Raw genomic sequence first — 17344 nt, forward strand, 5'->3', positions numbered from 1 at the left:
CACGTTTAACGGTTTTGTGTCCGTTTGATCACATACTTACAGTAATCTTACATGCGGGGTGGATGTGGGTGGCATGATTGCCACTCCAATTGACGTGCAATAAGTAATTGCAAAAACCAATTGCCAAATGTCGCTGTATATGACAATTTTTCCAATCTGTGCTAATACTTTGTGCAATTAGAATTGGCGGGCCCAAAATTAGAAAGTGCAATATACATGGCGCATGAAGACGACCTGGATGTTCAAATTTCCGAATTGAAAAAGAAATTGCTGCAATTGGAGGCTCAGCAGGAGGATGCACGCAAGGAAAAAATTGCAGAAGTCGTAGCTTCTATTCGGGCGCAAATTAACGAATTTGGTCTGAAGCCTGCTGATCTGTTCCCTGAAGCGCGCTGGGTTCAAGTATCGCGAGCGCGCCCACTCAAGAAGGATCGCCCCCCCAAGTACAGAAACGAGCAGGGCGAGGTGTGGTCGGGTGGTCCAGGGCGTAAGCCACGCTGGGTGCGCGAGGTCGAAGCACGTGGCGAGGACATCAATAAGTATCTGATTGTCTGATACGACAAAGCTGCTTTTTGAAATCAATCGAGAAGACCCAATTTCGTTAACCAATTTTCAAAAAACGCCGAAAAGCACGCAAAACAGCAACTTTTGAGCAGGTCTTCTCTGTAGTGCGGTTGCTATTCTTCAACGCAACGAATGAATAGGAGTTGCGTGTGTGGCTGTACGACGGTGGACCTGATGGGGTTTGTCTAAGGGTAAATGACGCATCCCCCACGGACGGTGGCTACGTCATGGTATTTATCTTGCCAAGTGGAGACGCACGCTTACTCGCTACTCGTTTCCCGGCGAAATACGTCACGACTTGGCGCACGAACTCGAAACGCTGTGGGGGAGAGGATCTGGAGCGCGTTCTGATCTCTCCACTCCATCCACGCTACGAGAAAATTAAGCGGCTGCTGGCAACGCAGCTGATCCCCAAGGATGACAGCGAAGCAACCCTTCGAGAGATCTCTGTGGAGACAATCACAGAAGAAGTCACGAAGCTCTTTTCTCTTCCTACTTCACCTGCTCACGCAGTGCTGGAGAAGGCCGAGAACTTAGAGTGATCACCGGGGACGAATCGTGCCGAATGAGCTCTTTGATTTTGACAACCCCTGGCGTCCAATCTATGAGGGATGGCAGTCTGCAGCATGGTACGGAGCGATGGCAGTCAGCTTTACGTCGCCCTTGTACATGCCACTGCCCACATCCTTTGCTGCCGTCGCAGGTTCAGCTTGCACTCTCATGGGGTCCTGGCGCATGTACAAGGCCTGGGATCGAGCTTCGGACAAGTCTCGCTCAATGCCAGGGAAGGTCGAGTTCATCACGATTCCCCAGTTGCAAAAACTCGCGCCGAAATTTGCGAGCAAGGGCGAGGTATGGCTAGGACAGGGCTTTCACTGGACAGATTTGGAAGCCAATCGGATGCATGCACTCATTGGCGCGGGTGTTGCCAATGTGTTGGGCAAGAAGGCACTGAACGGGCAAGGTAGCTATTGGCTGCATGGTCTCTCTAAAGAAGAGGACATCAGCGCGCAGCTGATGCTCCTGGAGGGGCATACCCTCATCGTGGGGTCCACAGGCGTTGGAAAGACGCGACTATTCGACCTGCTCATTGCACAGGCCATCCTTCGCGGGGAGCCAGTCATCATCATCGACCCCAAGGGTGACCAAGGGCTTGCTGACAACGCGCGACGTGTTTGCGAGGCCATGGGAGCCCCGGAGAAGTTCATCTACTTCAACCCGGCTCACCCAGACAAATCAGCATGCATTGATCCAATGCGCAACTGGAACCGGAAAACGGAGCTGGCATCGCGTATTGCCGCGCTGATCCCATCGGAAACCGGCGCTGACCCGTTCACGGCATTCGGTTGGAAGGTGCTCAACGATATCGTGAGCGGGCTCATTGCCACCGGACGCCGACCGAACCTGGTGCAACTACGTCGATACATCGAAGGCGGGCCCGACGATCTCTTGGTGAAGGCCTTGCGCGTTCATTTCGTCAAATGCGTGCCGAATTGGGAGACGAAGGTTGCTTCATACGTCAAGAAGGCCAAAGGCTCGCTGCTCGACGGCTACATCGATTTCTACAAAGAAGTCGTGATTCACGAGGCAGAGAACGTGGACCTGCAGGGCCTGATCTCCACCTTCGAGCACAACCGGGATCACTTTCAGAAGATGGTGGCGTCACTGATCCCAATTCTTTCGATGCTCACCTCTGAGCCGTTGACGGACTTGCTCTCGCCGGACCTTGAGCCTGGCCACGACAAGGTGGTCACCGATATGTCGCGTGTCATCCGCAACAACATGGTGTGCTACATGGGGCTTGACTCGCTTGCGGACGCGACCGTAGGTAGTGCGATCGGATCGGTCATGTTGGCTGATATGACCGCTGTGGCAGGGGATCGATACAACTACGGTGTCGACGAGAAGAAATCCATCAACGTCTTCGTTGACGAGGCCGCCGAGGTTATCAACCAGCCAACCATCCAGCTGCTCAACAAAGGGCGCGGGGCAGGCTTTCGAATGTTCATCGCGACACAGACGTTCGCCGATTTTGCGTCTCGTCTTGGAGACGAGAACAAAGCGCGACAGGTGCTGGCCAACACGAACAACAAGATTGCTCTGCGCATTCAGGATTCGGAAACCCAGCAGTACATTGCAGACGGAATCCCCAAGATCAAGGCTCAAGCGATGGCGGTTCGATATGGCCACAACATCGATGCCGACATGCACGACCAATACTCTGCTTCGTATCAAGAGCAGGCAACAAAAGAAGAGGCCGACCTGATTCCGCCTGGGGTGTTGAGTGAGTTGCCTCCTCTGCACTTCTTTGCGCGCCTCTCGGGCGGCAAGACGCTAAAGGGCAAGATCCCCATTCTGGTGTAGCCATGGCATCGAAAAAATCATCGGATGGCAAGCACTCGTTTGCCTCCATCATCCTCATCATCGTGCTGTTCGGAAGCCTGCTGATCGCAGCCCTGGTGCCAGAGCAGACATTCGAAGCTGTGCGGGCCAAGGAACAGGCCCAGATTGTCAGCTGGCTGGGAGAAGATACCGATCAGTGGATTCTTGATCGCATTTTCCGGTGGCTGGAGACAGTCAACGCTGAGGCTGGAAACTACCTGGAAAAGACAGAGAGTTTTGTCGGCAAGCCAGCAATCGATCAATGGATGGTTCACCGGGTTTATGCCGTCACCATCTGGGCCCACGTGATTCTCTACCGAATGGGTATGCTCATCCTGTGGCTCGCCTTTGCGCTGCCATGCATGCTGGCAGCTTTCACTGATGGCTTCTACCAGCGCGAGATTTCAAAAGCCTCGTTCACTTCTCAGTCTCCGGTACGCCACAAAGCAGGTCTTGAGATGGTGAAGCTGATATCGATGCTGATGCTGTTGTGGATCTTCATGCCGGTCTTCATCAGCATCATCATCGCGCCAGTCGCTATTGCTGCCGGATCCTTCGCGTGGTGGATGTGGATGTCGAACATGCAAAAGCGCCTCTGAGGCTGTCCAGATGGCAGGCCAGCTGCCAGGGATTCAAATCAGGGCCGAGGGACTCACGCGGCTTTCAGCAAGCCTGAGAACATACCAAAACCGTGGTTCTTGCCCCCGCAGCGGCATTCGCACTTGCCATTGTGTTTGCCGTCCAAGCACTTGGCATTGCATTCGTGAAGTGAAGGCTGCGACTTGTACTCAATCATGCGGGTCACTGGCATCACGCCGCTGGTGCCCGACGTGGGGTAGCCAACCCGCATGCTGTATCCGTCGTACCGCAGACCCTTTATGCCAGGCCATCGTGCAGCGAACTCTTCGTTTGGCATGCCATAGGGGGCTTTGAGTTGCACTGCCTCACCTGTCACGTCGCTGAAATACTTGATGTTGGCCATATTGCTTGATCCGTAAGGTTCTTCGTTGTTCAGTGGAAGTCACTTTCGAGCTGGTGCCTTATGGCTCCGATGATCACGGTTGAGGAGTCATGGATTTCGAATAAGGCCACGTATCCAGAACCGCCAAAGCTGATGATCAATTCTCGTAGGAATGGGTCGCTTCCTGCCTTTCGGCAACTGAACGGGCTGTGCTGTAAAAAGCTGCAGGCTTGCTCAATTGCCTCCATTGCACGCGCAGGTATGTCTAGATCTCCCGAGGGGCTGGCCAGCTCACGCTCCAGGATGTGGTCAAACAAACGCTCCAAGTCTTCCGCTGCATCCGTGCTGAAGAGCACCTGGTACCGATTCATGCGTTCTTCTTGGCAGCTGCAAGCTTGGCCTGAAGCTTCTCAATCACAACGTGGGCAGGAATACCTGTGCCCGTTGCGACCGTCTTTTGGATCGATGCCAGTCCACGACGGACGAATTCCGCTTGGGCTTGCCTGCGCGAGACTTCATTTCGGACTGCTGTCTCTACCAGCGATGCAAGGTTTTCATTGGGGCCCAATGCTTGCTCCATTTCCTGGCGAAATGCTGGCTCTACGCGAACCGGTGGAATAGTGGCGGATTTCATGAAGCAAATTGTATTGCAATTGCGATGCACAAGCAAGAGCTGCACAGTTCCCTTGCAGTCAAGCACGGCTCGGAAGGCCAGGGGGAGCACGTGCTTTTGTGCGAATCAAGAGCGGAATCACAAAAGCCTGAAAGGCGAAGATTTCTAGCGCTTTTCAGCACCTCCTTTCATGGGGCGGCTACGTAGTATCAAGGGCCATGAGTCAATGGTTCTTAGCCCTTGTTGCGCGCATCGCTTTTGCTACAGCCGCTCTTGCAAGCTTTCCGGTCCTGGCAGGCCCCGCCTGCTTTGACGAAGCGGCGCGGCGATACCACGTCCCCGTTGAGCTGCTCAAGGCGATATCTATGGTGGAGTCGCGTGGTGATCCAAATGCCCGCAACTACAACACCAATGGGAGCTACGACATCGGGCACATGCAGATCAACAGTTGGTGGCTCAAGACGCTGGAGCAGTACGGCATCACAGAAGAAACGCTGCTTGAGCCCTGCGTCAACACAAACATCGGAGCTTGGGTGCTGGCGCAAAACATTGCTCGCTATGGCCTGACTTGGAATGCGGTAGGGGCCTACAACGCAGCGTCCGATTCAAAGCGTCTGGTCTACGCGCGAAAGGTCGCCACCACGCTTCGATCGCAGCAGATGAAGGCTGTGAAAGCAGCTAAACAAACTCAAGGGTGATGGACGGGGAATGCCATGAAATTTGCACTGAGTAAAAGTGAAATTGCAGTTGCGGTCGCGGTCATGCTGTCGGGCATGTCTGGCGCGCAGGCTGCGCTTGTTGCGGGCCTCTGCGAGGTCAATGGTTCGCAGATCTGTGGTGCGGAGCCGACCATCGCATCGAACGGCGTACTGACTATCAGGGGATACGCCTTCGATCCGGAGACTGGCGATCGACCAAGCGATTCCGTTTCTGGCTACGTGATCCTTCACAACGAAAGCACTGGCCAGTATTTCAGGGTCCCGGTGCAGCGCACTGAAGCAAGGCCAGATGTCGTGGTGGACTACCTGCCGGAGAACTTCAATCAAAGCCAGTATTCCATGGTAAATGCTGGCTTTATTGCACAGGTATTCATGGCATCGCTCCCACCTGGCACATACAGTGTCCAGGACGCGCGAGTCATGATGAGCAAGAGCGGAACTGTGTCTTTAGGCCCAGCCCTCGGTAACGCTCAACCCCGCTTCGTTATTGCAGAAGGGGAGAGTCCTTTCCAGCTCATCCAGCAGGATGGTACTGTTGTGCCGCTGAAGATGGCACGGGTCGGCACCTCGTTTGTGGCAACTGGGTATCCAGCACTGCGCGACGGCAATTTCACCATCAAGGCGGTGCTGCCCTCCTATGGCACCCAGATCGAGAAGAGTGTTCCATTCGCTTACCAGCGTCCGACCCTTGGGGTTCCTGTGTCCCTTCCGCTGGTGGATGACTTCCCTGGGGTTGCGGTCAAGATGGCCCCCATTAATCCGCTCACCAACAAGACGTTGGACACCACCTCGCTGTCGATGGTTGTGGAGTCGGGCAATGCCGAGGACCTTTCGATCAATGGTGCCCCAGTTGTTGCAGGCGGCAAGCTCGATGTGACGCGACAGGCAACGAGCTCAGGCGTCTACACGGTGAATGTGAAGGACGCTGGAACCTCTCAGGTCAGCAAGAGCGTCAAGCTGTGGATCAATTTGCCTGATGCCCCGAACATCGTGTTTACCGCTGAAAGGTGGGATCCAGCTTCGAAGGTGCTGGTCAGCAGCTCGAAGGACTCCGCTGCGATCAAGGTTGAGGATATCGATATTCAGGCCAAGCTCGATCCCAGTACTAAGGATCTTTGCTCTTCGCTGACGATGATCCGCCCAGGCTACACGCTCTCGCAGACAGCGGCGGTGAACTGTGCCGTTCGCTTTGGCGACTTGCCCGAGGGGATGAAGTACAACCCCTATGCATCCAATGCACTAAGGGGCTCGCTCGCGTCTGTTGGGGACAATACGGTGAGCTACACAGCGGGCGTCGTGTACACGGACCCGGCAACGCGACAAACAGCTTTTTATCCAGCCAAGACACCTGCGTCGCAGCTGACTCTCAAGGGTGTTGAACCGGCGCTCATCAACCTGTCGTTCGTGAATGACAAGTCCCTGGATGCGTTCTACGCGCAGAACCAGAGCCAGTATCCGAACAATGAGTTCGCATTGGTGGACAAGGTCCAAGCCCGCAGCTTGGGCATTGTGAAAGTGCGCTCTCCGTATCGTGACGTGACCACACGCGTGTCCTATCCGGATGGCACCACAAAGGAGACGAATAGCTCACTCACGGATAGCAATGTCTCGCTGGCCATGCAAGCCTACGATCCATGGGAGCGCTACCCAGTTAAGGTCGAGTCGTGGTACCAACGCGCGCCGGAATTCAAGTCTGAAGTCAATCTTGATTTCATCGGCGTCCCAAGCACGCCCATTGTGGACTTTGAACGCACCTTCACCTCGCATGACAAAGCCGATACCGTGTTGCACGGAATAGTTGGTGTATCCAGAGGCCAGAACATCGTTTTCGATTGGGAGGCGATGGGCAAATGGCAAGTCAGCATCAAAGAAGACAAGACTGGCAATGTGCTGTCCGCTCCTGTCATGGTCGAGCAAAACGGTAGCTTCACGGTCAACCTGGGGCGCTTATCGGCTGGCACCAGATACGTGGTGGCTGAGGCAAAGATGATCGATACAAGCGGGCTGGTCTCCAACAGTTCTGTTGTGTCCAAAAGTCGATCTTTGATCACCGCCGTGGGCGACATGATCGAGGCCAAGTTGTCCGCGAGAGCAATGAGTGGCAAGGCTCCATTCGTCCAGACGATCTCTACCTCCGTCAACGACAGCAAGTTGCTTGCAAATATTCAGGCGGTGACTTGGGAGAGGCAGACGGGGGCTGACCAGTGGGAAGTCGTGATGCGCAACGATACCGATGTGCAAACGGGGCTGAACTACACGGCGACCGTGAAAGACGTTGGCAATGCGACCTATCGTGCTGTTCTCACGAACAAGTACTCGGGTGCCGTCTACAAAACGGACCCGCTTACGCTGACCGCTTTTGATGTACCAACCTTCACCATCAAGGCTCCATCAGTCGTGCAGGTCAATCGACCCGTAACGCTCAGTGTCGAGGCACCGGAGAACTACGAGGCCACCTATGCATGGAAACTGATCACGACCACGGGGCTGGCTAACCCTGAGAAGCTAACCGGGACGGGTAAGACGTTCACGTTCACGCCAACCGAGCTGAAGTCGTACTCGCTGGAGGTAGTTGGAAAGTCGGCCAGTGCGCCAGACAACCCAGCAGCAGAGGTGAAGAAAACGACAGGTGTCAAAGCGGTGAACCCGCTCGCTGCTCGTGCGTCGCTGCAGGGTCCTACCTATGTGGAGACAGGAAAGCCCTACCAGTACAAAGCCACGATCAATGACGTGGTGTCGGGGACAGTTGATAAGTCGTATGTCATCAAAGGCTACTGGATCCTGCCTGATGGCTCGCGCGTTGACGGCGTGGATCTGGAATTCACGCCAAGGAAAGATGACAAGCTGCTCTCCTTCTACACCTATGTTGATGGGTACCCAGAGGAGACATCGGTTTCCACACTCTCTGTGCGTACATGGGACTACACCTGGCCAGTTGAGTGGCGGATCAAGCTGATCCCTCAGCAAACCGACGTGCCCGCAACGGTCAAGTACAGCGTTGAAACACCGAATTTTGATATCAAGAGCCTCAACGGTGAGCAGCTCACCTACACCTGGTCTCTTCCAGACGGAATCACCCGAACCGGTACATCCAGCACGGATGTCGCGGGGACGCTGACGGTCAACAAGCACGGAACCTTCCAGGTCGCGGTGCAAGTAGCCGACACCCGAGGCAATGCCGTGAACATTTCTTCGGAAGAGTTCACGATCTTGCCGCCTGCCTCAGTGAAGGCGCAAATGACTTTGACCTCGAAGTATGGAGAGGAGGTTTTTGCCCCCGGCTCATATTACGTGGGCTTGAAATTGCTTGAGGTTCCACGCGGTGATTCATTCCTTCGCAATGAAATGATGGTCAACGCAGAAAAGGTGGGCGAGTTCACTGGCAGCGGCACGTATATTGCATTCAAGGATCCGGGTAAATACGGATTGGTCGTCAGAACAATAACCAAGGCCGGAAACTACGGTGAAACCAGTATGGATGTTGATGTCAAGATCCCCCCAGCACCGGAATGCAACATCAAGCAAACACCTTCCACAAGCGGGAACCTGCTCACTGCAGATTGCACAGTGGCTGTCGGCTTCATCAAGCAAACATTGTGGACGTATGAGCTTGATGGGGTAGCCCAAAAATCCACGTCAAAGTCTTTCCTGATAAACAAGGCATGGGTTTCTACCGGACGCCTTAAAAATCTCAAGTTGACAGTTGAAACGGATTTGGGAGCTGTGAGCGAGCAGGCAATCCCTATCCAGTGACGCGGCATGTAGGAACAGCCGAAGTGTGATGTAGAAAAAATCACACAAAGGGTCGAAAAGCGAAGAAATTCAGCTCTTTTCGACCCCTTTTTTTTGTTTCGAGCCTCGTACTATCCTTCTACCGCTTTGATGCAAGCGATAAGGAATGAACGTCGTGAATAGGGCTGTGTTACTGACCGTTGGAATTGCACTCGCTTGCACAGGGTGCGCTCCTATTTATATTGATGTTCCTCAGCCCAAGAAAAATATTGTGGTGGCGCAACGCGATGTCACAGTCATTCACGGCGTAGCTGCAACCGAGACTCACAAAGAATATGTCATCACAGATGTGATGAACATGAATGAGTTGAATCCCGAGGAAATGGTGATCTGGGTCTCAGGTGTTGACCTGAAGAAAAGTAAGTTGCAGCGCCCTGGCGAACGGCTAGCGGGTGATGCTCAAGGTGACCGCCTACTTACGTTCAACACAAAGGTTGAGGTCTATTCATTCGGGGTTTCCAAGGCGGGACTCAGTGTGGCTGGGCAGCTGGCGCTTGAGAAATTCAAGGCCAAGACAACAGATCGCTTCTATGTCGAATTTCTGAATAACGACGAGATGAATGAAAAAAACGTCAATCAGATGGTTGACGTATGGCGCGATTTATCCGTGAAGCTGAAAAGCCAGGGGCTCAATACAGCAAACGTGGTGATGGGTGGTAGTAAATATGGGCAAGAAACTAGTGCCATTGTGATGGTGAAGGTTGGAAAATGACAGAAATGCCAATCCCGAATTACGTGGATGATCAAATGCAGGTGTTCTTCTGGGAAGTCGATGAGTTCTTCCCTGCGTTGATCATATTTGTGGTTATGTTCATGTGGGATCAGCTGTTGCTGGGGCTCGTGGCAACCCTGATCTTTGTGAAGCTGTTTGGTCGGTTCAAATCCAATCACATGGCTGGTGTCCTGTTCCACATGGTTTGGTGGTCTGGTGTTATGGCCTTGAATAAGAAGTTTGACAACGGCTCAGTACGGGAAATTGCCAAATGAATTTCAAGGATGCATTGCGCAGCATGAGTCAGCTGCAGGCCTTTACAAAGGCCATGCTCATGTCGAACATTATTATGGCTGTGGGATTGACCTGCGCTATTTTTGCAGTAAGTGGGCAGCGCGAACGCGTTGTTCTTGTGCCGCCTGCATTGGATAGGCGCGCAGAGATTGCTTGGAAATCAGCTGATAAAGAATATTTGAAGAGCTTTGGTCTTTATATAGCCACATTGGTTGGCAATATTCAGCCAAAAAGCTCCTCGCTGGTCCTGGATTCGGTTTCGCAGTTCATGGACCCGAAGATCTACACGGATTTTCGTAGGCAAATGCTGTCGATTATTGAAGATCCTCAGTTCAAATCATCCGGCGCGACTATTTCCTTCCAGCCCAACTCATTGCAGTGGGAAGGCGAGACATCCCGTGTCTTCGTGACAGGCACGCTCATCACCGCGTCCTCGGGTACGCAGAAGTACCAGAAGCAAGTGACATATGAAGTGGGGCTGGCCATACGTGAAGGCCGTCCATGGGTGACCCATTTCCTCAGTTACGAGGGAAATATTCCTCGCACCGTGACGTGGCATCTGAACCAGGCCCAGCGTGACAAGAAAAGCGTGCCGGACTATGCAAATCCGCAGGCCGTCAAGCGATCCGTCCCGGACTCCAATCCATCGGATATGACGGACTTGTCTGCGATGCGCACAAGCATTCCACCGGCTGATGGCCAGGGCCCCACTTCAGGTGCTCCGGAGGCTTCAGTTCCTGGTGCTGCTCCTGCATCGGATCCGCATCCTGAAGACATTATTGAGAAGAAGGAATAGGGCATGCTCGGTATGAAAAAGAACACGCTCTGTGTCCTTGTGTCTTTGCTGTTTGCTGGCGCGGTATCCGCACAGGACGCGGGCACCCAGCCAGTAGCTGCAGACGCGCACAAACGGGCCATCAAGGCAGAGCTTTCCAAACCTGTAGCGCTGAACGTTGCTGGCGCTGCAGTGGATCTCGATCCGAAGCCTATTTCGCAAATTGCCGCTTCAACTGCGGGTACATCTGCCAATCCTGCATCGCGATTTGTGGAGCGCCCAGGCACCGGCTCCAGCAAGTCCGTCGCTACAGCCCCCAAGATCACGCTTCCTGAAGGACCACTTGGCAAAGCTCCAGGTGATCTCAAGTCATCAGTGCTGAGTGCTCAGCGCGCTGGTGGGGTCGGACTGGATTCGATTCAGCGGGACATGAATCTCCCGGGCCTGAAGAAGGATGATCCTTCGCTCAAGCCCTTCGTTCTGCATACGCGCAATGGTGTCAATGAGATCGTGCGCCTCTCGGGAAGGCTTCTCAATCGAATTGCTACTCCATTCGTGAAGCCGGTAGTGGTCGATGAGTCCGGGTCGACCGTGAAGGTGATCGGCAGCGATGTGTACTTCATGCCTGCGGGCGAGACGCCCATTGGGCTGTACATCGTGGATGAGGTGAACACCGGCCAAACGATCTCGCTGACGGTTGTGCCTGCATACGACATTCCTGGTCAGTCGATCATCGTCAAACTGGAAGATCTCCGCGCTACGCAGAATCTTGCGCTCGCTGCAGCTACGCCCGAAGAGGGCGAGATTGCTCAGCCCCGTGCAAGTGATTACACCGGCTATGTGCGCACTCTGATGACTCAGGCTGTGCGCGGAAAAATAAACGGGTTCAACCCAGTGCCTCTGGAAGGCGGTATTGCTCGTCTGGGAACGATTGAAGTGGTGCCGGAAGTCGCCTTCACCGGATCGGTCGTTGACATCTATCGCTATGTCATCACCAACAAGGGGACTGAACCAATCGATCTGGTCGAAACCGCTTTCTACCGCAAAGGGGTGAAGGCAGTGAGCTTCTTCCCCTCGCAATCCTTGACGCCTGAGGGGAGTGGCTATGTGTTCATCATGGCCGACAAACCTGAGTCTCCCGCTTCGTTGCAATGGGAGGGCCAATGAGTCTTATCCAGAAGCTCAACAACCTGCCGCCTAAACAGCGCAGGAATGTGTTGGTCATTGGTTCGATCGTCTTTGTGATCGCTGTGAGCTGGGTTCTTACATCGCTCACAAATGGAAAATCTAACCGTTCACCACGCGCTTCAAAGCCTGAAGTGACCGTGGTAACACCTGCTCGCACCACTGGTGTAGAGCAAGTGGCCACGCGTATTGACTCCCTCGAAAAGGGGCAGGCCGATATGAAGGCAAAGTTCGAGCGTTGGCTTGAGGAGGCGCAAAAGCGGCAGAAGCACGATGCAGATCCAACGCTCGATGCCTTTGGCGATGGCGGAAAGGATTCCTCAAAGCAATCGAAGGATCCTTTGCCAAGCTTGCCCGATGCAGCCAGTGTGTTCGACGCTCCGGCAAACAAGCCCAAGGACCTTCCTCCACCACCAACGCCTGCAGCTCCTCCTACGCCCGCACTGCCAGCCACAGCAACTGCTGATAGCGGTATGCCTCAGGACGCCGCGCCAGCTGCGCCACCCAAGAAAACCATCCGCTTGATCAATGAAAGTGGAGTCCTCGACGGGTCGCAAGCCGACACCAAGTTGAACAAGCCTCAAACGGCGGCGAAAGCTGATAAGCGTGACTCGGCTTTCATTCCTAGTGGATCCATGTTCACAGGCGTGTTGCTCAATGGTTTGGATGCGCCGACCTCATCTGTAGCACAGAAGAATCCCACGCCAGTGGTTATCCGCGTGAAGCGAGAAGCATTGCTGCCAAATTTCGCGTCGATTGACGTGCGTGAGTGCTTTGCCATCGCATCTGGCTACGGGCAGTTGTCTTCCGAGCGCGCAATGATGAGAACAGAGGCACTCTCTTGTGTGCGTTCGGATGGGAAGGTCATCGAGAACAAGATCGAGGCCTACATCGTTGGCACCGACGGAAAGGTGGGCATACCAGGACGCTTGGTATCTAAGCAGGGCCAGATGATTGCCCGCTCGTTGCTCGCGGGTACGTTGGGGGGGCTGGGCCAGGCGCTCAATCGATCGCGTGTCCCATCGCTCAACATCGATCCGACACAGGATCGAAACCTGTACCAGTCCGATTCACTTTCGTCCATCGGGCAATCGGGCCTGGCTGGTGGTATCGCCTCATCCACCAACATGATCGCCAAGTTCTACTTGGACATGGCCAAAGAGACATTCCCTGTCGTGGAAGTACCTGCTGGTGAGGTCGTCACTTTGATCATTACCCGTGGAACCCAACTTCCCCTGAAGGGCTCCACAAGCCTGCAACGCATTGCCGATCCGAATGTGCGCCAGCGCAGTCCTGCCGCAGCGCATGGCCAGCAGTCAAGCCATCAGTCCGAGGACTCAGGTGACTCCCTGGAGGATCTACCCCGGACGATTGGCGCAGGCGTTCCGCAAGCCATGTCTCAACACGTGAATAGCGCCGTGTCTGGCCAGCGGGGCGGTACCTCTCCCTCGGCGAATTTCAGCAACGGCCTGGGCTGGTGATTAGGTGAATTGATCATGAAGATTCCACAAACTTTTATGCGGCTGGTGCCGCTCCTGGCCAGCTTTGCAATTACCGGCTGCGGCTCGCTGCTCAACGCTGGCGGTAGCTCTGATTTCAACTGCGATCGAAGCAACAACTGCCCAACACCCCTTGAGGTGTACGACCAGACAAACGGCGCCCCTGCAGGCGTATCGAAAGGACGTACCCCGGAAGGGTGGGCGAAATCTAACGTCAAGTCTTCCAGCTCCGGCAAGGATCAAGCTGGAAATGTTCCAGCGCTCCGCCTGGATCTCACCCAGATGACGCCTGAGGCCAGCATGGTGACTGCTGCAGCCCCACCAGCTCGTCCTTTGCGTGAGCCCAGCCAAGTCATGCGGATCTGGATTTCACCTTGGAGAGATTCGAGTGACAGCCTGAATTGGTCAGGCTACGTCTTCACCGAAGTTACGCCAAAACGCTGGAGTTTTGGCGAACAAGAAGTGCGTCATCAAGGATTGCCGCCTTCATTTTTCCCGCGTTAGTTTTCTTTAACCCTAGAAAGGACCTTTCCATGAACTCCATCAACCAAACGGCTGGCAACCAATCGGCTGCTCTGTCCAACAAGGCTCAAGTGGCTCTGCTGCTTGCTGTGGCAATCATCATTCCCATGCAGGCAATGGCCGGTGCTGGCGGTACCGAATTCACGCAGGTCTATGACCAGCTGACAGGCTGGGCCAACGGCACGCTGGGCAAGGTGCTGGGCGTTGCAGCTCTGCTGGTGGGCCTGGGCGTCGGCGTGATCAAGCAATCCGTGATCGCCGCTGTGGTGGGCATCGCTATGGCTCTGACCGCCGGTTTCGGCCCAGGCGTCATCGATGGCGTGATCTCCACTGGTGTTCGCGTCACCAACATGATCTGAGTTTGCAACGTCCTAAGGGGAAAGAATGTCGGCTATTCACCAAGCGATGCAGCAAGCAGCTGCGCGCAGCTTGCCAGATGAGTTCATTCCAGTGAACGCATACGATGAGGAGACGGGAGTCTTCCTTTGCGATGACGGATACATTGGGGTGTGCTACACGGGTAATCCGGTGAATGGCGCTGACGACACGACAGCGGAAATGCTCAAAGGGGCTTTTTCGCTGTCGCTCCCTGCAGGTTCGTTTATCCAGATATCCCTGCTGGGGATGCCTGATATTGACAGCATGCTCGTCAACTACCGCTACAGGCGCGAAAACGGCATCGACCGGATTCAAAGCCCGCAAGCGCGCAAGGCACTCGAAACGTTCTATCAACGTCGCCTGGAGTTTCTATCCAAGGCGAGATTCGAGTCCAACAGCCCAACAACCGGAGTCAAGATCCACGATCGCACGATCGTGGTTTCTTTAAAAATTCCGTATGCGGGCCTCGAACCCAAACCTGAAGATGTTGAGACCGTTGCTGAATCCGGCGCGAAGCTCAGCGAGTCTCTGCAGGCGATTGGATTGTTCACACGACGGGTCAACCGCGAGGAATACCTTCGCATCGCATACCGACTGACCCACCCATACGATGAGCAGAAGATTGATCCGGTAAGGGACGATCAGCTGCTCAAGCACCAAGTCTTTGTGCCAGGTGAAAGTATCGAAGTGCGCAAAGACGCTTTGGAGTTCTCTGACGGCACGCTCGCTCAGATGCTGAGCGTAGGGCGCTGGCCAAAGAAGAATGCCATGTCCCTGATGGCATACATGATTGGGGATCCCCTGGGGGCGAACAATCAGATCAAGCTGCCATACCACATCAACCTCACCCTGCATTACCCCGCGCAGTACCAAAAAACAAGCGCGATGAAGCAAAAAGCAGGGCTGATCAACTATCAAGCATTCGGGCCGCTGCCCAAGTTCGTTCCAAAGCTGTTTTTTAAGAAGCAGGGGATGGACGTGCTGGTCAATGCTATGGAGCAGGGTGCCACGGTGGTGGAAGGCACTCTCACTTTGACTGTCTACGGTAAAGAGCGTGATGAGGTCTCTCGCCAGATGGCCACGCTCAGGACCTATCTGCAGTCCTTCGACTTCGCCATGGGAGAGGAGAAGTACATCCTGTGGCCACAGTTCTGGAACTCTTTCCCGCTCTTCCCAACGGTGGAGAGCATTAAAAATACATTCCGCTTCAAGACACTGGCTGTCGAGCAGGCGATGACCTTTGCGCCGCTGTTGGGGGAATGGAAGGGAACCTCATCGGCGATGCCGATGCCCGACAAAGGGCATGGCATGTTGCTTCAGAGCAGGCGAGGGCAGCTCATGGCGCTCGATCTGTACGACACATCCACCAACATGAATGGAGTCGTGTTCGCGGCTGCAGGCTCCGGCAAGAGTTTCTTCACCCAGATGCTCGTCACTGAGTACCTGTCGATGGGGGCCAAGGTATGGGTGATCGATGTGGGTCGCTCCTACTACAAGCTCGCCAAGATCATGGCGGGCATGTTCATTGAGTTTGGGAACGATTCGGGGCTGTGTTTGAACCCGTTCACGAACGTCGAAAACATCGATGAGGAAGTGGGGTTGATACAGGCCATCATCGAAAAAATGGCTGCTCCTGAGGATGGCCTTGATGACTATCGGCGCTCTCGACTTGAAGAGGCGATCAAGGCCGTCTGGGGCAACAAAGGCACAGCTTCCACGATCACCGATGTCGCAAACTATCTGCTTGGTCAGGATGATCAGCGTGTCTCTGATATCGGCAACATGCTGTACAGATTCACTGAGCACGGCTCTGAGGGGTACTGGTTCAATGGCAAAGCCAACCTGGACATGGACCGCGATCTTGTGGTGCTGGAACTCGAAGAGCTGAAGGGCAAGAAAACCCTGCAGCAAGTGGTTCTCATGCAGATCATTGCTGCGATTCAGCATGAGATGTACCTGTCAGAGGATGGTCGTCCAAAGGTGCTCATCATTGATGAAGCTTGGGACCTGCTCGATGATCCGATGGTGAGCCGCTTCATGGAGCATGCATACCGCCGCTTCCGTAAGTACATGGGCTCGGCCATCATCGTTACCCAATCTATCGCTGACCTGTACAAAAACGATGCAGGCAAAGCGATTGCCGCGAACAGCGCATTCAAATTCATTCTTCGCCAGGAGGCGGAGGTCGTCGACCAGGTGCAAGAGGCCGGTTATCTGTCGCTGGGTGAGTATGGCTTCTACCAGCTGCGCTCCGTTCACTCGGTGCCTGGCAAGTACTCCGAAGTGATGATTTACACGAACGGGCAGCTGGGCATCTCGCGTTTGATCGTTGATCGCTTCACTGGGGTGCTCTTCTCTACAAGTGGGAAGGAGCGCAATGAGGTCATTGACGCAATGGAAGATGGTGTTGAGCCAGTCGAGGCCATTGACGATTACATCGCCAAGTACGGATAAATCATGAGCAAAGAAATTTCCAATATCAAGCCTTCGGAAGAGAGTCCTGAAGCTGCCCCAGCGCCAGCCGCTGCCGCCAAAGACTCCACCGGTATCGTAGGCATGCTGGGCGATATCGCGGTTATGGCTGTCGTGGCCCTCGTTGTATCTCTTGGTGCCATCAAGTACCTGCCGAAGACGTTGGGGCTGAGCGGTGCTTCAGGAGATCTTCCCGTTGCAACAATTCAGTTCGATGCTTTGGTGCGTGAGCAGATCGTGAGTTTGAGTGCGCAGGTTTCTTCCGGCGAGCTGGCTGTGGAAGAGATGCCGAAGCGCAGTTCAGCGTTCACTGCAGCACTCCTTGAAAAGCTCAAAGCGCGCGCCGCTGAAGGCAAGGTGATCATGCGAGCGGAAGCTGTGATCGCCGCCCCGGCAGACGTACCTGATTACACGGATCAGTTCCGCTCGGAGCTGATCGCCGATGGTTTGCTCAAGCCAAGCGGCAAGAAGTAAAG

The 17344-nt window shown here is 54.4% G+C and carries 18 protein-coding genes; 15 read left to right on the forward strand and 3 right to left on the reverse strand.

Annotation, left to right across the window (positions count from 1 at the left end):
- The first annotated feature begins 216 nt into the window (after positions 1-216).
- The 4 genes from G7047_RS30420 to G7047_RS30435 all read left to right on the forward strand — a co-directional run bounded on the left by G7047_RS30420 (position 217) and on the right by G7047_RS30435 (position 3545).
- The gene (locus tag G7047_RS30420) at positions 217-555 is read left to right on the forward strand and encodes an H-NS family nucleoid-associated regulatory protein (protein ID WP_166312435.1); all 339 of its coding nucleotides are present in this window, start codon (positions 217-219) and stop codon (positions 553-555) included.
- A 158-nt stretch (positions 556-713) separates the two neighbouring features.
- Positions 714-1106, forward strand: coding sequence for a hypothetical protein (locus G7047_RS30425; RefSeq protein WP_166312436.1), 393 nt, complete (start codon positions 714-716; stop codon positions 1104-1106).
- 193 nt (positions 1107-1299) lie between these two features.
- A complete protein-coding gene (traD, locus tag G7047_RS30430; RefSeq protein WP_240939616.1) occupies positions 1300-2928 on the forward strand; it encodes a conjugative transfer system coupling protein TraD in 1629 nt (542 codons plus the stop codon).
- 2 nt (positions 2929-2930) lie between these two features.
- Positions 2931-3545 carry a DUF4400 domain-containing protein gene (locus tag G7047_RS30435; RefSeq protein ID WP_166312438.1) on the forward strand — a complete coding sequence of 205 codons (615 nt, stop codon included), beginning with the start codon at positions 2931-2933 and terminating at the stop codon, positions 3543-3545.
- A gap of 53 nt (positions 3546-3598) precedes the next feature.
- Here G7047_RS30435 and G7047_RS30440 read toward each other — a convergent pair whose 3' ends face one another.
- The 3 genes from G7047_RS30440 to G7047_RS30450 are packed head-to-tail and all read right to left on the reverse strand — an operon-like array spanning position 3599 to position 4541.
- Positions 3599-3928: a hypothetical protein gene (locus G7047_RS30440; protein ID WP_166312439.1), complete on the reverse strand. Its 330-nt coding sequence runs from the start codon at positions 3926-3928 to the stop codon at positions 3599-3601.
- 29 nt (positions 3929-3957) lie between these two features.
- Positions 3958-4278 carry a type II toxin-antitoxin system RelE/ParE family toxin gene (locus G7047_RS30445; protein WP_166312440.1) on the reverse strand — a complete coding sequence of 107 codons (321 nt, stop codon included), beginning with the start codon at positions 4276-4278 and terminating at the stop codon, positions 3958-3960.
- Complete coding sequence (locus G7047_RS30450; RefSeq protein WP_166312441.1) at positions 4275-4541, reverse strand: YlcI/YnfO family protein; 267 nt, start codon at positions 4539-4541, stop codon at positions 4275-4277. Before G7047_RS30450 ends, G7047_RS30445 begins: the two co-directional genes overlap by 4 nt.
- 197 nt (positions 4542-4738) lie before the next feature.
- On the opposite strand from G7047_RS30450, the gene G7047_RS30455 reads away from it, so the two are divergent.
- From G7047_RS30455 to G7047_RS30505, 11 genes are all read left to right on the forward strand, one after another.
- Positions 4739-5218, forward strand: a complete 480-nt coding sequence (locus tag G7047_RS30455) for a lytic transglycosylase domain-containing protein (protein ID WP_166312442.1) — start codon at positions 4739-4741, stop codon at positions 5216-5218.
- Positions 5219-5233: 15 nt separating this feature from the next.
- Positions 5234-8992, forward strand: coding sequence for a PKD domain-containing protein (locus tag G7047_RS31305; protein WP_240939617.1), 3759 nt, complete (start codon positions 5234-5236; stop codon positions 8990-8992).
- A 145-nt stretch (positions 8993-9137) separates the two neighbouring features.
- Positions 9138-9743 carry a hypothetical protein gene (locus tag G7047_RS30465; protein ID WP_166312443.1) on the forward strand — a complete coding sequence of 202 codons (606 nt, stop codon included), beginning with the start codon at positions 9138-9140 and terminating at the stop codon, positions 9741-9743.
- Entirely contained in the window at positions 9740-10018 is a 279-nt protein-coding gene (gene traL, locus G7047_RS30470; RefSeq protein ID WP_166312444.1) for a type IV conjugative transfer system protein TraL, read from the forward strand. Before G7047_RS30465 ends, traL begins: the two co-directional genes overlap by 4 nt.
- Complete coding sequence (locus G7047_RS30475) at positions 10015-10833, forward strand: TraE/TraK family type IV conjugative transfer system protein (protein WP_166312445.1); 819 nt, start codon at positions 10015-10017, stop codon at positions 10831-10833. Before traL ends, G7047_RS30475 begins: the two co-directional genes overlap by 4 nt.
- A gap of 3 nt (positions 10834-10836) precedes the next feature.
- The gene (locus G7047_RS30480) at positions 10837-11979 is read left to right on the forward strand and encodes a type-F conjugative transfer system secretin TraK (protein WP_166312446.1); all 1143 of its coding nucleotides are present in this window, start codon (positions 10837-10839) and stop codon (positions 11977-11979) included.
- On the forward strand, positions 11976-13478 hold the full coding sequence (locus G7047_RS30485; RefSeq protein WP_166312447.1) for a TrbI/VirB10 family protein: 1503 nt from the start codon (positions 11976-11978) through the stop codon (positions 13476-13478). The genes G7047_RS30480 and G7047_RS30485 overlap by 4 nt, the downstream gene beginning before the upstream one ends.
- A 15-nt stretch (positions 13479-13493) precedes the next feature.
- A complete protein-coding gene (gene traV, locus G7047_RS30490) occupies positions 13494-14000 on the forward strand; it encodes a type IV conjugative transfer system lipoprotein TraV (protein ID WP_166312448.1) in 507 nt (168 codons plus the stop codon).
- A 29-nt stretch (positions 14001-14029) separates the two neighbouring features.
- On the forward strand, positions 14030-14377 hold the full coding sequence (gene traA / locus G7047_RS30495) for a TraA family conjugative transfer protein (protein ID WP_166312449.1): 348 nt from the start codon (positions 14030-14032) through the stop codon (positions 14375-14377).
- Between the two features lie 25 nt (positions 14378-14402).
- Positions 14403-16850: a type IV secretion system protein TraC gene (gene traC / locus G7047_RS30500; protein ID WP_240939618.1), complete on the forward strand. Its 2448-nt coding sequence runs from the start codon at positions 14403-14405 to the stop codon at positions 16848-16850.
- A 3-nt stretch (positions 16851-16853) separates the two neighbouring features.
- A complete protein-coding gene (locus G7047_RS30505; RefSeq protein WP_166312450.1) occupies positions 16854-17342 on the forward strand; it encodes a TrbI F-type domain-containing protein in 489 nt (162 codons plus the stop codon).
- Positions 17343-17344: the final 2 nt, after the last annotated feature.

Source organism: Diaphorobacter sp. HDW4A, from assembly GCF_011305995.1.
Classification (GTDB): domain Bacteria; phylum Pseudomonadota; class Gammaproteobacteria; order Burkholderiales; family Burkholderiaceae_C; genus Diaphorobacter_A.